Genomic DNA, 14,174 nt, shown 5'->3' on the forward strand with positions numbered 1-14,174 from the left:
CCTGTTGCAACGGGGGACTCCACCCCCGTGCCGGTTTCTCCTGAGCCTTCCGGGCGTGGAGACATTACGTGTGACCGGCTGATCAACGTTGTGCGTGGTTACGCGCCCAATGCTGATCTGGAGAGTATTCGCCGCGCTTTTGCCGTGGCGAAAAAAGCTCATGAGAGCCAGCTTCGTGATAATGGTGACCCGTACATAACGCACCCGCTGGCGGTTGCGATGATTCTGGCTGGCTTCCGGCTGGACGTGCCCTCCATTCTCACGGCTCTGCTGCACGACACCATTGAAGATACCGGTATCACGCAGGAAGACCTGCGGGCACAGTTTGGCCCCACGGTGGCGGATCTGGTGGATGGTGTCACCAAGCTGACCCGGCTGGAACTCCAGTCGGACCGCACCAAACAAGCCGAAAATTTCCGCAAGCTCGTGCTGGCGATGTCGAAGGACATCCGCGTTCTGTTGGTCAAACTGGCGGACCGCCTGCACAATATGCGCACGCTGCATTTTGTGGAGCGGGTGGACCGCCGCCAGCGTATTGCGCGGGAAACGCTCGATATCTACGCCCCCCTTGCCGAACGTATCGGTATGGATCGGGTCAAGACCGAGTTGCAGAACCTCTCCTTTGCCCAGCTTGAGCCGGAAGCAGACGCCACCATCCGCGCCCGCCTGAACTATCTGCGCGGGCAGGGGGCCGATGTGATTGAAGAGGTGCGGCGGGAATTGCTGCGCCTGTGTGAAGAAGCCGGGCTGAAGAATGTTCACGTCTCTGGCCGGGAAAAGTCTCCGTATTCCATCTGGGAGAAGATGCAGCGCCGCAATGTGGCGTTCGAGCAGTTGTCCGACATCATGGCGTTCCGTGTGGTGGTGGATACGCGCGAGGATTGCTACATGGCGCTCGGGGCGGTGCATGCCGCCTATCCGGTTATTGCCGGCCGCTTCAAGGACTATATCTCCACTCCCAAGGCCAACGGATATCAGAGCCTGCATACCGGGGTGACGCTGCGTTCCCCGCGTAACCAGAAGATTGAAGTGCAGATCCGCACCGAGGCCATGCATGACATTGCCGAAAACGGCGTGGCGGCACACTGGGCCTATAAGGAAGGTGAGCCTGAAGCCGGAGGCGGGATTGCCGGCTTCCGTCGGCCGCGCTGGGTGCAGGATCTGCTGGAAATTCTGGAAGCCTCCTCCGCGCCGGATGAGTTTCTGGAAAACACCAAGCTCGAACTCTATCAGGATCAGGTTTTCTGCTTCTCCCCCAAAGGCCAGCTGATCTCGCTGCCGCGTGGGGCGACCTCGGTTGATTTTGCCTATGCCGTGCATAGCCAGATTGGCGATTCCTGCGTGGGGGCCAAGATCAATGGCCGCCTGATGCCGCTGCGGCATGAGCTGCAGAATGGGGATCAGGTCGAGATCATGACCGCTCGCGGGGGCGCGCCGTCTCCCTCGTGGGAACGGTTTGTGGTCACCGGCAAGGCGCGGGCGCGTATCCGCCGCTATGTGGCCGCGCAGCAGCGCCAGACCTATCTGGATAGCGGGCGTGCTGCGCTGGCCAAGGCCTTCCGTCAGGAAGGGGTCGATGGCTCCGAAAAGGTTATTGAAACCACCCTGAAGACGCTGAAGCAGAACTCGCTTCAGGATCTGTATGTGTCGGTGGGCAACAACAATCTCGGTGCGCGGGATGTTGTCCATGCGGCGTATCCGGAACTGCGCCGTGCACCGCGTGTGCCGCGCATGGTGGCTGGCCTGCCGGGTGTTCTGGGCACCGCCGGGCCACGCCCACGGGCGACAAGTGGGGCCAGCAGTGGCCGGTCTGGCGGGGCTATTCCGCTGGTGGGGCTTGGTCCGGGTGTCGCCGTCCATTTTGCCGCCTGTTGCCACGCACTGCCGGGGGACCGGATTGTAGGTGTGGTTGCCACTGGTAAGGGTGTGACCATTCACACACGCACCTGCCCGACGCTGGAAAGCTTTGCCGCCACGCCGGAGCGTTTTCTGGATGTGGACTGGGATTATGACGCCATGGCCCGCTCCGGCAGCGGAGAGCTGCGGGTGGGGCGCATTACCATTGTGGCCGAGAACGAATCTGCCGTGCTGGCCGCCATTACCAATACGGTGTCCAAAGCGGATGCGTCGGTGGTGAACCTGAAGATTGTGCATCGGCAGCTCGATTTCATGGAAATCCTTGTGGATGTGGAAGTGCGGGATTTGCGGCATCTGTCTTCCGTGATCGCCGCCCTTCGGGCCGCACAGGGTATTTCTCAGGCTGACAGGGCGCGCGCGTGAGTGTGATCGCTGCCGGAGTGGATCTGTGTGACATGCGCCGGATTGAGCGCGTGATCGAACAGTTTGGGGACCGCTTCCTCAACCGGGTCTTCACCCCGACGGAGCGTGCGCGGGCGGACCGCCGGAGCGGGCAGGCCCGGATTGGGGCCTACGCCAAGCGCTGGGCCGCCAAAGAGGCCTGCGCCAAGGCGCTGGGCACCGGGTTTGCACAGGGTGTGGCGCAGAGCCAGATCGGGGTGGCCAATCTGCCCTCTGGCCAGCCGACACTGGTGCTGACTGGCGCGGCCTTGCTGCGGTTGCAGCAGATCATGCCCGCGGGGCAGGTGCCGCATCTGGTGCTGAGCATGACGGACGAGCATCCGTATGCCTTTGCTGAGGTGATTATCTCGGGGCGTCCCGCTTGACATCCCCTGGGGTGCGCGGCTTGATCCCGCCGATTTTTCTTTTCTTTCCTAACGACGCAGACAGGCGGTGCAGGACATGACCAACCCGAACCAGACTCCCACGGCATCAGGCGCAGGGGGGCCGGCAACCATCGGGCAGCTCGTGCTGGACTATGCGAGAACCATCATCGGCGTGGTGCTGGTGGTTACGCTGTTCCGCACCTTCCTGTTTGAAAGCTTCGTGATTCCGTCCGGCTCCATGATCCCGACCCTGCAGGTGGGGGACTACATCATGGTGTCCAAATACAGCTACGGCTATTCCCGCTTTTCCTTCCCGTTCTCGCCCAACCTGTTTCAGGGGCGCATCTGGGGGGCGGAACCGCATCGGGGTGATGTGGCTGTGTTCCGTTTTACCAAGGATACGTCGGTTGATTACGTCAAACGGATTATCGGCCTGCCGGGTGACCATATTCGCGTGACGGAAGGCCATCTGTATCTGAACGACCAGATGGTGCCGTGCCTCGCCCCGCATCCCTATACCGCACTGGATGAATCCCACGTGCCGATGGAAGGTGAGGCGTGTGATGAGCAGTTGCCCGCCAGTGGGGGCAAGGGCGTCGTAGCGCATCAGGTGCTCAAGCTGATGGATGATGGCGCGCAGAACAATACGCCGGATTACGTTGTGCCGCCGGGCTACTTCTTCGCCATGGGCGATAACCGGGATGACAGCGCGGACAGTCGCTTTATGGGCGATGGCCCGAAAGACCTAGGTTTTGTGCCGATGGAAAATCTGGTTGGCCATGCGTCACGGGTGTTCTTCTCCGTAGAGTCCGCGCATCCGTTCTGGCAGATCTGGTACTGGCCGGTGGAAATTCGCTGGGCTCGTATTTTCCGGAGCATCACGTGAAGCGCCCCGCACTCTTCGCCGGAGAAGCCTCCGCCGCCATAGCCTTGCAGGACCGGCTGGACTATCAGTTTAGCAACCCGGCTCTGTTGCATGAAGCGCTGACGCATCGCTCTGCTGCGCATCAGAACGCAGGCGGGCGGCGGCGTCCGCAAAAAGCGCGGGGCATGGGCTCCAACGAACGTCTGGAATTTATCGGGGACCGCGTGCTGGGTCTGCTGATGGCGGAATGGCTGCTGGAACGCTATCCGGCGGAGCAGGAAGGCGCGCTGGGCTCCCGTCTGGCGCATCTGGTCTCCCGCACAACGCTGGCAGAAATTGCCGAGCGGATTGATCTGCCCGCCAGTCTGGCTGTCGCAACGCATGAAGCCCGCGTTGGGGTGCAGAGCACCGCCAATGTGGTGGCCGATGCGCTGGAAGCCGTGCTGGGCGCGGTGTTCCTGGATGGCGGGCTGGACCCGGCCCGGAACATTGTCCGCACGGCATGGAAGCCGCTGCTGGATGCGCAGGCCCGCCCGCCCAAGGACCCGAAGACGGCCTTGCAGGAATGGGTTCTGGGCCGGGGGCAGAACCTGCCGGTGTATAAGACAATCGGGGCCGATGGCCCCTCTCACGCGCCCTTGTTTGTGGTGCAGGTTACCGCTGGTGGCCGGAGTGGAGAAGGGCGGGCCGGGAGCAAGCGGGCCGCCGAGAGTGCCGCAGCAGCGGATCTGCTTGAACAACTTGGAGGCCCGCAACATGGGTGAGACGACACGCTGCGGGTTTGCCGCTCTGGTGGGGGCACCGAACGCCGGTAAATCCACGCTGCTGAACAAAATGGCGGGGGCTAAGCTCTCCATTGTCAGCCCGAAGGCGCAGACGACCCGCGCCCGTGTGCTGGGGATTCTGATGCGCGGCACCACGCAGATTCTGCTGGTGGATACCCCCGGAATTTTCCAGCCGCGCCGCATGCTGGATCGCGCTATGGTGGCAGCCGCATGGAGCGGGGCGGAAGATGCGGACATCACGCTGCTGCTGGTGGATGCGCGCTCCGGCCTGACAGATGCGGTTAGCAGCATTATCGAACGTCTGGCCACCACAGGCCGCAAGGTCTGGCTGGTGCTGAACAAGACCGATCTGGTCTCACCCGAACGACTGCTGCCGCTCACGCAGGAAATCACAAAAAAGCTGACGGTGGAGCATGTCTTCATGGTCAGCGCCCGCTCCGGCAGCGGGGTGGAAGATCTGCTGGACCGTCTGGCCGCCAGCCTGCCGGAAGGCCCGTATCTTTATCCGGAAGATGATCTGACCGATCTACCCGACCGTCTGCTGGCTGCCGAACTGGTGCGTGAGCAGATCTTCCTGCAAACGCATGAAGAGGTGCCGTATGGCACGACGGTGGAGACGGAAAGCTACAAGGAACGGCCGGACGGCTCCGTGCGGATTGACGCGACCATTTATGTTGGGCGCACAGGGCACAAGGCGATTCTGATTGGCGAGCGCGGACAGAAAATCCGCCAGATTGGCGAGCGTGCGCGCAAACAGCTTTCCGGTCTGCTGGAGCGCCCGTGCCACCTGTTTCTGAATGTAAAAGAGCGCTCCGGCTGGGATGAAGAGCGCGCCCGCCTGCGGGCCATTGGTCTGGATGATGTGCCATAAGGCGACCCTCACCGCTTGTGGCCTTGCGTCATGAAGGATAAGAGAGGGGCGACTTGTCCTGCCCCTGCATGGGGGCAGGGCCTTTTTCAGACGATCTGCGTGATTGAGGGCCAATGACTGCTTCCACTGGCGAGATGCCACCCCGTAAACGCGTATTGCTCAAAGTTTCCGGCGAGGCCCTGATGGGGTCAGGCGCTTATGGCGTCGATCAGCAGACGGTTGAGCGTATTGCCGCTGATGTTGCCGAGGTTGTGCGCAGCGGGTGGGAAGTCTGCCTGGTTGTGGGCGGTGGCAACATCTTCCGCGGTCTGGCCGCAGCAGCCAAAGGCATGGACCGTGCCCAGGGCGATTACGCTGGGATGCTGGCGACCGTAATTAACGCTCTGCTGCTGCAGAACGCGCTGGAAGGGCAGGAACTCCCCACACGGGTGATGTCCGCCATTGCGATGTCCGCCATTGCCGAGCCCTATATCCGCCGCCGCGCCGTGCGGCATATGGAAAAAGGCCGGGTGGTGATTTTTGCGGCTGGCACCGGCAACCCCTTCTTCACCACCGATACCGCCGCCGCCCTGCGTGCTGCGGAAATGGAATGTGATGTGCTGCTGAAAGGCACGCAGGTGGACGGCGTGTATTCGGCTGACCCCAAGCGTGACCCGTCCGCCGTGCGGTATGAGCAGCTGACCTATATGGATGTGCTGTCCAAACAGCTGAACGTGATGGATGCCGCAGCCATCAGTCTGGCGCGTGAAAATCGTCTGCCGATTGTTGTGTTCAACATTGGTGAGCCGGGGTCTTTCCCGCGCGTGATGCGTGAAGAAGGCCCTTACACGCGGATTATCGAAACCGCGTAAAACCAACGGACTATTGTGTCCGCGGCGTTCTGCCGCCGGACCCTGTTGTTGAGAGTGATGAGACGGGCCTGTGCGGGTCCGTCGGGAAACGGGAGAGAGACCGTGTCTGATCTGAATGCCCTTCTGGAAGACCTGACGCGCCGCATGGATGGCGCTCTGGAAAGCCTGCGTCGTGACTTTGCCGGCCTGCGTTCTGGCCGCGCCAGCCCGGCCCTGCTGGAGCCGGTGCGCGTGGAAGCCTATGGCGGTGAAGTGCCGCTGACGCAGGTTGCCTCCATTGCCGTGCCGGAAGCACGGATGATTACCGTGCAGGTGTGGGACCGCGTGCTGGTGGGTGCTGTTGAGCGCGCCATTCGTGATTCCGGGCTGGGCCTGAACCCGGCGTCCGACGGCCAGCTGATCCGCGTGCCGATTCCGCAGCTGACGGAAGAGCGCCGCCATGAACTGGCCAAGGCTGCCGCCCGCTACGCCGAAGGGGCCAAGATTGCCGCCCGTGGCGTGCGTCGTGATGGCATGGACAAGGCCAAGGGGTTTGAGAAGAAGAGTGAGATCAGTCAGGATGACGTTAAGACGTGGTCTGACGCCATTCAGAAGCTCACGGACCAGTATGTGAAAAAAATTGATGACATGCTGGCTGAAAAAGACCGCGAGATTAAGCAGGTCTGACGCCAGTGGCGTCGGGATTCCTCTCTCTGGCCCGTGGTGGTGAAGCCGTGCCAACAAAATCATCCGGGACTGTAGACAGGAAATCTGTCGTCCCCGCGCATGTTGCCGTCATTATGGATGGCAACGGACGCTGGGCGCTGGAGAGAGGTCTGCCGCGTCTGGCCGGGCATAAAGCGGGGGCGGAAGCTGTCTCCCGCTGCCTGCGTGCGGCCATGCATCGTGGTGTGAAATACCTTACGCTGTATGCGTTTTCTTCCGAAAACTGGTCCCGCGAGCCCGCCGAGGTTGCGGATCTGACCAGCCTGCTGCGCTATTACCTGCGGCATAAGGTGGCGGAACTACACCGCGAGGGCGTGCGTATTCGCTTTATTGGCGATCTGGCGCGGTTTGACGTCAGCCTGCGGGAAGAGCTGGCGCGGGCGGAAACGCTCACGCGCAATAACGGTCGCCTGACCTTGCTGCTAGCGCTCTCTTACGGTGGGCGCGGGGATATTGTGCAGGCGGCGCGTCGTCTGGCGCAGTCCGTGCAGCAGGGCGATCTGAAGCCCGAAGAGATTAACGAAACCCTGTTTGCGGACAAGCTGTGGACCGCTGGCGTGCCAGACCCGGATGTGGTGGTGCGGACCAGTGGAGAGTTCCGGCTGTCCAACTTCCTGCTGTGGCAGAGCGCCTACGCGGAACTCGTTTTTCTGGATATTTTCTGGCCTGACTTCAATGAAGGGCATTTTGCAACCGTGCTGGAGGCCTATGCCCGCCGGGAACGCCGGTTTGGCACAAGGCCTTCTGCATCATGACGCAGCCTGACGCTTCTGCCTGGAGAGACCTGCGCACCCGCCTGATGTCTGCCTGTGTGCTGGTTCTGGTGGCCGGGCTGTGCATTGGCATGGGCGGCCTGCTGTATGACATCCTCATTCTGGGTGTAATGGGCGGTATGGCGGCAGAAGCGGCTATTCTGTTTGGCTTGTCTCCCAAATCATGGCGCGGCAGCATTTATGTGTTGTGGGCCATCGGGGCCGGTCTGGCGGCAGTTACGGGCCGCTGGGAAGCTTTTCCGATTTTCTGCCTGAGTTCTTTTGTCTTCGGCGCGCAGTTATGTGCCGTCATGTGCGTGATTGTGCTGGCAGGCACGGCCCTTGTCTGGCTGCGGCTGGAAAGCCTGTGGCCGGTGCTGTTTGTCGTCGCGGTTGTGGTGGCGAGTGACAGCACGGCCTACCTGACGGGCCGGTTGTTTGGCGGCCCCAAGCTGGCCCCGCGCATTTCTCCCGGAAAAACATGGTCTGGCTCCTTGGGTGGCCTTGTGGGCGCCGTGCTGTGCGGCTGCCTGATAGCCGCTCTCTCCGGGCAGGGTGGTGTGGCAACCGCCGCGTTCTGGGGCGCTGTTCTGGGCGTTGTGGCTCAGGCGGGTGATCTGGCGGAAAGCGCTATGAAGCGCGCGCTGGGCGTGAAGGATTCCGGCACCCTGCTGCCGGGGCATGGCGGCCTGCTGGACCGGTTTGATGGTCTGGTTGTCGCAGCACCTGCGGCGGCTCTGGTGTCTTTGTGTGTGGCGGCTCCGGCACCGTTCTGGACGGCGGGCGCACACGCTGTTTTCGCGTTTCTGGCAGGAAAACTGCCGGGGTGAGTCTCAACATGCGGCACGGCCCTGTGGGGGCAGACCGCCTTCATCTGGTTTGAAAGAAAGCGCAATGAGAACCGTTACCGTTCTGGGAAGCACAGGCAGCATTGGCTGTTCAACCGTGGATCTGCTGGAGCAGGCGCGTGACCAGTTCCGGGTGCGGGCGCTGGTGGGCGGCAGCAATGCGGCAAAGCTGGCAGAGCAGGCCAAAAGCCTGAAGGCCGAACTGGCCGTTGTGGCGGATGAAAAAGCGTTTGAAGAGTTGCGCGCCCTGCTGGCCGGCAGCGGCACCGAAGTTGCCTGCGGGCGAGAGGCTGTGATTGCAGCGGCTGGCCTGCCGGCGGACTGGACTATGGCGGCCATTACAGGTGCTGCCGGACTGGAGCCGACGCTGGCGGCTGTCAAGAACGGCAAGTCCATTGCACTGGCAAACAAGGAAGCGCTGGTGTGTGCGGGTGATGTCATGCTGCGCGCCGTGGCGGACGCCGGGGCTACGCTGCTGCCTGTGGATTCCGAACATAATGCGGTGGCGCAGGCCATGGCGGATAAGCAGGCCGATCAGGTTGCCAAAATCATCCTGACAGCTTCCGGTGGTCCGTTCCGTAAATCCAGCATGGAAGAAATGGAAGCCGCAACGCCCGCACAGGCGTTGAAGCACCCGACCTGGAGCATGGGTGCCAAAATCAGCATTGATTCCGCGACCATGTTCAACAAAGGTCTGGAAGTCATTGAGGCTGCCCGCATTTTCGATCTGCCGGAAGACCGCATTGATGTGCTGGTGCACCCGCAGTCCGTGGTGCACGGGCTGGTGCAGTACACGGATGGCAGCCTGATTGCGCAGATGGGTTCAGCCGACATGCGCATCCCCATCGCCCACACGCTGGCGTGGCCGAAGCGCATGAGCACAACCTCCAGCCATCTGGATCTGGCTGCGTTCGCAACACTGGAATTCAGTGCGCCGGACATGGTGCGGTTCCCGGCCCTGCGTCTGGCGCGGGAGGCTCTGCGGAGCGGCGGTGCTGCGCCGGCCATTCTGTCCGCTGCCAATGAAATTGCGGTTGAAGCCTTCCTGAAGGAACAGATTGGCTTTCTGGACATTGCCCGCGTGGTCGAGCAGACCATGACGGCTCTGGGTGCCCCCCCGGCAGACACGCTGGAAGCCGTGCTGCACTGGGATGCCGAAGCCCGCAAGGCGGCCCGTAGTCATACTCTCGCCCTGGCCGCTTGAGAAAACAGCTCTCTGAGCCGATATTCGGATTATCATGATACACGAATACCTTCGTACACTCATCTCCTTCGCCTTTGTGCTTGGCGTGCTCGTGAGCATTCACGAACTGGGGCACTATCTGGCGGCGCGCTGGCGGGGGGTGCATGTGGAAGTGTTCTCTCTGGGCTTTGGCCCCGCTCTGTTCCGCTGGCATGACCGCAGCGGCACGGAATGGCGCATCTGCCCCATCCCGCTGGGCGGTTACGTCCGCCCGCATGGGTTTGAAGACCCGGAAGATGCCACACCGGAGCAGAAGGCCGCGTGGCTTCCCGGCCGCACCTTTCATGATAAATCCGTTTGGTCCCGGGCGATCGTGATTGTCGCAGGGCCAGTGTTCAACTTCCTTCTGGCGATCCTGCTGTTCACCATCATTTTCGCCTCGGTTGGTCAGCCCATCGTGCGGAACGAAATTGCGGCCGTGCAGCCGGGCGGGGCTGCGGCTGCTGCCGGGGTGCAGGCTGGCGACGTGATCCGCAGAATCGGCACCCATGAGGTGACGGGAGTGCAGGATGCTCAGGCCACCATTCTGGGTGAGGCCGGTGCCAAGACCACACTGACCGTCGGGCGTGGCGGGCAGGATGTAGATTTGCCTGTCACCATCGGGACGGCCCCGGAGTCGTCCTCCTCTACGCCGCATGGCCAGCTTGGTGTGATGTTTGCGACGGAAGCCGGCAAGCCACTTTCCGTGCCCGGTGCTGTGGTGGCGGGGGTGAAGGCCACATGGACAACGTCCGTGCAAACGCTCGACGGTGTGTGGCAAATTCTGACCGGCCGCCATACAGCCAAGGATCTGGGCGGCCCGCTCAAGATCGCGCAGCTTTCGGGGCAGGTGGCTCAGTATGGTTTTGCCAGCCTGCTTTCGTTCATGGCTTTGCTTTCTGTCAATCTGGGGCTAATAAATTTGTTCCCGGTGCCGCTTCTTGATGGCGGACGCCTCGTTTTTTATGCCATAGAGGCTGTACGGGGGCGTCCGGTTTCAAAGCGGATTCAGGAAATCAGCTTTCAGGCCGGCTTCGCGCTTCTTGCAGGTCTGTTCTTGTTTTCGACATTTAATGACCTGTCGGGTTTCGGACTGTTTAAGTGGATTGCATCGCTCGTAAGCTGAATTACAGCAGGGTTGGAACGGAAGAACTTGCGTGACAAGGGTTATATCGGATACGTCCCCCTGCGGGCGACAGAACAACAGGGGAAGGTCTCCTGAGATGGGAACGCCCCCGATGGAGGATGGCAAATCTTGACGGGTAAGCGTTCAGCCCTCTTTGTTTCTGTCTGCGTGCTGCCTTTCTTCCTGGTGGAAGGAAAGGGCGCGCGGGCGGCGGCGACGGATCATGGTGCACAGTCACCAGCCTCCGTATCTCCTGCCCGGCAGGCCAGACTCTCGGCATCCACATCCACTCTGGCCGGTCATTCCGGCGGGGTGATTGAAGATATTACGGTCTCCGGGAATACCCGTATTGAGACCAATACCGTGCTGTCCTACATGGTGGTGCGTCCGGGAGATTCGTTCAGTCAGGACGATCTGGACCGCTCTTTGAAGACGCTCTACGCCACAGGGCTGTTCAAGGATGTGACCATGCGGCGCGAGGGGGGAATCCTCCACGTGCGTCTGGTCGAAAACCCGATCGTCAACCGCATTGTGTTTGAAGGCAATCATGCCGCGAAGGACGAAGACCTGCGCAAGGTCATCGCTCTGCGTCCGCGTGCGGTGTTCTCTGCAGAAACCACAGCGGATGACCGGCAGAAGATTCTGGACGTCTATGCCCAGAAAGCCCGTTACGCTGCCGTTGTGACGCCACAGATTGTTCGTCTGGCGCATAACCGCGTGGACGTTGTCTTCCAGATTAATGAAGGCCCGCAGACGCTGATCCGCAAGATCAGCTTTGTCGGCAATAAAGCGTATTCCGAAGCGCGTCTGGCGAGCGTGGTTTCCTCCAAGGAAACTGCCTGGTATCGGTTCTTCTCATCGTCCGATGAGTATAACCCCGACCGCCTGAAGTATGATGCCGAACTGCTGCGCCGTTTCTATCTGGCCAACGGCTATGTGGATTTCGAGATCAAGAACGCCACGGGCGAACTCTCTCCGGACCGCAAATCCTTCTACGTGACCTTCACGATGAACGAAGGCATTCGCTACCGTCTGGGCAAGGTGGATATCCGTTCCAGCCTGCGGCACGTCCCGGCGAAGTCCCTGCGTAAGTATGTGGAGCTGTTTGCCCGCCAGTGGTACGACGGCAAGGCCGTGCAGGATAATGCCACGGACATGGAGGAAATCCTTCAGGCTCAGGGCCATCCGTTCGCTATGGTACGCCCGGAAATTGCGCGTAACCCGGAAAAGCACACCGTCAATCTGTTGTTTGATGTGAGCGAAGGCCCGCGCCGGTATATTGAGCGGATTGACGTGAACGGGAACACCGTCACGCAGGATAACGTTATCCGTCGCCAGCTGCCGTTTGCGGAAGGGGACCCGTACACCCCGAGCTACAAGAAATACGCCAAGCAGAGCCTGGAAGATCTCGGATTCTTCAAAAGCGTCTCGCTGGATGAAAATCAGGGGTCCACACAGGACCGCACGAACGTTTCCGTCAACGTGACGGAAAAGCCGACGGGTGAATTCTCGCTGGGTGGGGGTTACTCGACCGACGTTGGTGTGCTGGGTAACATTGGCCTCAAACAGCATAACCTGCTGGGCACGGGTGTGGATGCCGGTCTGTCTGGCACCATGTCCATGTGGCAGAAACAGGCTGACTTCTCAGTGACTGATCCGGCCTTCCTGAGCCGGAACATGGTGGCGGGGATCGATCTGTACGGGATTGAGAACAAATACCAGACCTATCAGAACTATTCTGAAAGCCGGTATGGTCTGACCCTGCGTATGGGGTATGCCTATAACCGCTATCTGTCTCAGTCCTGGAGTTATACGCTGATGCGCCGTAACGTCGGGAACACGTGGGATGAGTCCTCGTGGTATGTTCTCGACAACAAAGGCGCGACGACGCTGTCCCAGCTGAGCACCAATCTGGTTTATGACACGCGAGACAACCACATGGCGCCGCATAGCGGTTACATGGTTTCCGTTGGTGGTGATTTTGCCGGTCTGGGCGGGGATACCCGGTATCTGCGTGGTAAGGTGAATGGCGCGTACTATATTCCGCTGGATGACCTGACCAATAGCCATGAATGGACGGTCGCCCTCCGGGCTGGCATGGGGTACATGACAGACTGGGGCAATGGTAAGAGCAGTATCATTGATAACTTCTATCTGGGCGGTAACAACCTGCGAGGCTTCCTGGACGGTGGTGCCGGGCCGCGTAGTATCGGTTACTACGGCCACTCCTCGGAAGATCTGCTTGGTGGCCGCTTCATGTATACTGCGTCTGCCCAGTTGAACTTCCCGATCCCGTTCCTGTCTGACATGGGTGTAAAAGGACGTGCCTTTGTTGACTCCGGGAGTGTCGCCGGTTTGCGTGTGCGGCGGAATATTATCAATCCTTATACCGACAAGCCTGATGTCAGCGGTAATACACTCCGGCCGCGTGTAAGTGCGGGTGCGGGCTTCTCCTGGAAGAGCCCGTTTGGCTTGCTGAATATCGATCTGGGTGTGCCTGTCATGCGCAGTCACAATGACCGGACACAGCTCCTTCGCTTTGGCTTCGGCCAGCAATTCTGAGGTAATGATGCCCAAGTTTAACAGAACAGCCGCTCTTTCTGCGGCTCTCCTGTCAATTTCCGTTGCGCTGGCACCGTCTGCCATGGCTCAGAACGCTGGGGGCGGCGGCTGGTTTGTGCCTAAGGCCGCCCAGCAGCCTGCGCCTCCGGCTGCTCACACCCAGCGCCGGGCACCGTCCCCGGTTCCGCTGCCTGCCGCCCCGGCTGACAGCAGCGAAGCAGACCAGCAGCAGACCCCGCCGGTTCTGCCGTTGCCGCCCATTCCCTCCATGCAGGATCTGCCCAAGAGCGTTGCTCCGCCGGCAACCGTTATTGGTGTGATCAGTGTCTCCGGTGTCATGCGTCAGTCCAGTGCAGCCATGCAGGTGGAACGCACGCTGGGTGGCCGTCGTGATGCGCTGGCACAGGACCTGCAGAAAGAGCAGGCTGGCTGGCGGGATGAGCAGCAGAACCTGCAGGCTCAGGCCAAGTCCATGACGTCTGACCAGATTCAGAACCGTGAACGCAGCCTGCAGAACCGCGTGATGAAGGCGCAGCGCGATTTCCGTAATCGCAACCGCATCATTCAGGAAGCCGCTCAGGTTTCTCTGGGCCAGATCGAGCGTGAACTGGTTCAGGTGATCCAGAAAGTTGCCGCCTCCCACGGGATGAACCTCGTGCTGCATAGCGAGCAGGTTGCTCTGCATGTGGACGGGCAGGATATTACCAACGAAGTGGCCAAGCAGCTGAACGGCGTGCTGCCGTCCGTGTTTATTCCGGACGCCAACGTGGATCCGGAAGTGCTGGCAAAATCTGGCAAGATGCCGACCACGGCAGATGCGGATCAGGAAGCGCCTGCTACGGGCCCTGCCCCGGCAGCAGCTCCTGCGGCTCCGGCCGCCGCTCCGGCAGCGCATAAGTAAGG

Annotated in this window: 13 protein-coding genes; all 13 read left to right on the forward strand. The window is 61.0% G+C overall.

Annotated features, from left to right (window positions below; all coding sequences use genetic code 11):
* The first annotated feature begins 27 nt into the window (after positions 1-27).
* Positions 28-2,280, forward strand: coding sequence for a bifunctional (p)ppGpp synthetase/guanosine-3',5'-bis(diphosphate) 3'-pyrophosphohydrolase (locus tag ACHQGU_RS04225; protein WP_062273869.1), 2,253 nt, complete (start codon positions 28-30; stop codon positions 2,278-2,280).
* Positions 2,277-2,684 (forward strand): holo-ACP synthase, encoded by a 408-nt coding sequence (acpS, locus tag ACHQGU_RS04230; protein ID WP_061505339.1) that lies wholly within the window; start codon positions 2,277-2,279, stop codon positions 2,682-2,684. The genes ACHQGU_RS04225 and acpS overlap by 4 nt, the downstream gene beginning before the upstream one ends.
* A 76-nt stretch (positions 2,685-2,760) precedes the next feature.
* The gene (lepB, locus tag ACHQGU_RS04235; RefSeq protein WP_062250249.1) at positions 2,761-3,570 is read left to right on the forward strand and encodes a signal peptidase I; all 810 of its coding nucleotides are present in this window, start codon (positions 2,761-2,763) and stop codon (positions 3,568-3,570) included.
* A complete protein-coding gene (rnc, locus tag ACHQGU_RS04240) occupies positions 3,567-4,313 on the forward strand; it encodes a ribonuclease III (RefSeq protein ID WP_395495981.1) in 747 nt (248 codons plus the stop codon). Before lepB ends, rnc begins: the two co-directional genes overlap by 4 nt.
* The gene (gene era / locus ACHQGU_RS04245; protein ID WP_061507828.1) at positions 4,306-5,205 is read left to right on the forward strand and encodes a GTPase Era; all 900 of its coding nucleotides are present in this window, start codon (positions 4,306-4,308) and stop codon (positions 5,203-5,205) included. The genes rnc and era overlap by 8 nt, the downstream gene beginning before the upstream one ends.
* 113 nt (positions 5,206-5,318) lie before the next feature.
* Positions 5,319-6,056, forward strand: a complete 738-nt coding sequence (pyrH, locus tag ACHQGU_RS04250; RefSeq protein WP_043551915.1) for a UMP kinase — start codon at positions 5,319-5,321, stop codon at positions 6,054-6,056.
* Between the two features lie 57 nt (positions 6,057-6,113).
* Complete coding sequence (frr, locus tag ACHQGU_RS04255) at positions 6,114-6,722, forward strand: ribosome recycling factor (protein WP_395496376.1); 609 nt, start codon at positions 6,114-6,116, stop codon at positions 6,720-6,722.
* Positions 6,723-6,835: 113 nt separating this feature from the next.
* Entirely contained in the window at positions 6,836-7,516 is a 681-nt protein-coding gene (gene uppS / locus ACHQGU_RS04260) for a polyprenyl diphosphate synthase (protein ID WP_231866212.1), read from the forward strand.
* On the forward strand, positions 7,513-8,343 hold the full coding sequence (locus tag ACHQGU_RS04265; RefSeq protein WP_395495982.1) for a phosphatidate cytidylyltransferase: 831 nt from the start codon (positions 7,513-7,515) through the stop codon (positions 8,341-8,343). The genes uppS and ACHQGU_RS04265 overlap by 4 nt, the downstream gene beginning before the upstream one ends.
* Positions 8,344-8,407: 64 nt before the next feature.
* Complete coding sequence (dxr, locus tag ACHQGU_RS04270) at positions 8,408-9,565, forward strand: 1-deoxy-D-xylulose-5-phosphate reductoisomerase (protein ID WP_062140511.1); 1,158 nt, start codon at positions 8,408-8,410, stop codon at positions 9,563-9,565.
* A gap of 31 nt (positions 9,566-9,596) precedes the next feature.
* Positions 9,597-10,709, forward strand: coding sequence for an RIP metalloprotease RseP (gene rseP, locus ACHQGU_RS04275; RefSeq protein WP_395496377.1), 1,113 nt, complete (start codon positions 9,597-9,599; stop codon positions 10,707-10,709).
* 129 nt (positions 10,710-10,838) lie between these two features.
* Positions 10,839-13,271, forward strand: coding sequence for an outer membrane protein assembly factor BamA (bamA, locus tag ACHQGU_RS04280; RefSeq protein WP_061507825.1), 2,433 nt, complete (start codon positions 10,839-10,841; stop codon positions 13,269-13,271).
* A gap of 4 nt (positions 13,272-13,275) precedes the next feature.
* Positions 13,276-14,172 carry an OmpH family outer membrane protein gene (locus ACHQGU_RS04285; RefSeq protein WP_082779568.1) on the forward strand — a complete coding sequence of 299 codons (897 nt, stop codon included), beginning with the start codon at positions 13,276-13,278 and terminating at the stop codon, positions 14,170-14,172.
* Positions 14,173-14,174 lie beyond the last annotated feature (2 nt).

The sequence above is a fragment of the Acetobacter sp. KSO5 genome, from assembly GCF_044094635.1.
Taxonomy (GTDB): Bacteria; Pseudomonadota; Alphaproteobacteria; order Acetobacterales; family Acetobacteraceae; genus Acetobacter; species Acetobacter cerevisiae.

What these genes read in the sequence shown, in the direction of transcription:
- lepB (WP_062250249.1), top strand. Translation starts at nt 2,761, where the DNA reads ATGACCAACCCGAACCAGACTCCCACGGCATCAGGCGCAGGGGGGCCG.
- era (WP_061507828.1), top strand. Translation starts at nt 4,306, where the DNA reads ATGGGTGAGACGACACGCTGCGGGTTTGCCGCTCTGGTGGGGGCACCG.
- pyrH (WP_043551915.1), top strand. Translation starts at nt 5,319, where the DNA reads ATGACTGCTTCCACTGGCGAGATGCCACCCCGTAAACGCGTATTGCTC.
- frr (WP_395496376.1), top strand. Translation starts at nt 6,114, where the DNA reads ATGAGACGGGCCTGTGCGGGTCCGTCGGGAAACGGGAGAGAGACCGTG.
- uppS (WP_231866212.1), top strand. Translation starts at nt 6,836, where the DNA reads ATGGATGGCAACGGACGCTGGGCGCTGGAGAGAGGTCTGCCGCGTCTG.
- ACHQGU_RS04265 (WP_395495982.1), top strand. Translation starts at nt 7,513, where the DNA reads ATGACGCAGCCTGACGCTTCTGCCTGGAGAGACCTGCGCACCCGCCTG.
- dxr (WP_062140511.1), top strand. Translation starts at nt 8,408, where the DNA reads ATGAGAACCGTTACCGTTCTGGGAAGCACAGGCAGCATTGGCTGTTCA.
- ACHQGU_RS04285 (WP_082779568.1), top strand. Translation starts at nt 13,276, where the DNA reads ATGATGCCCAAGTTTAACAGAACAGCCGCTCTTTCTGCGGCTCTCCTG.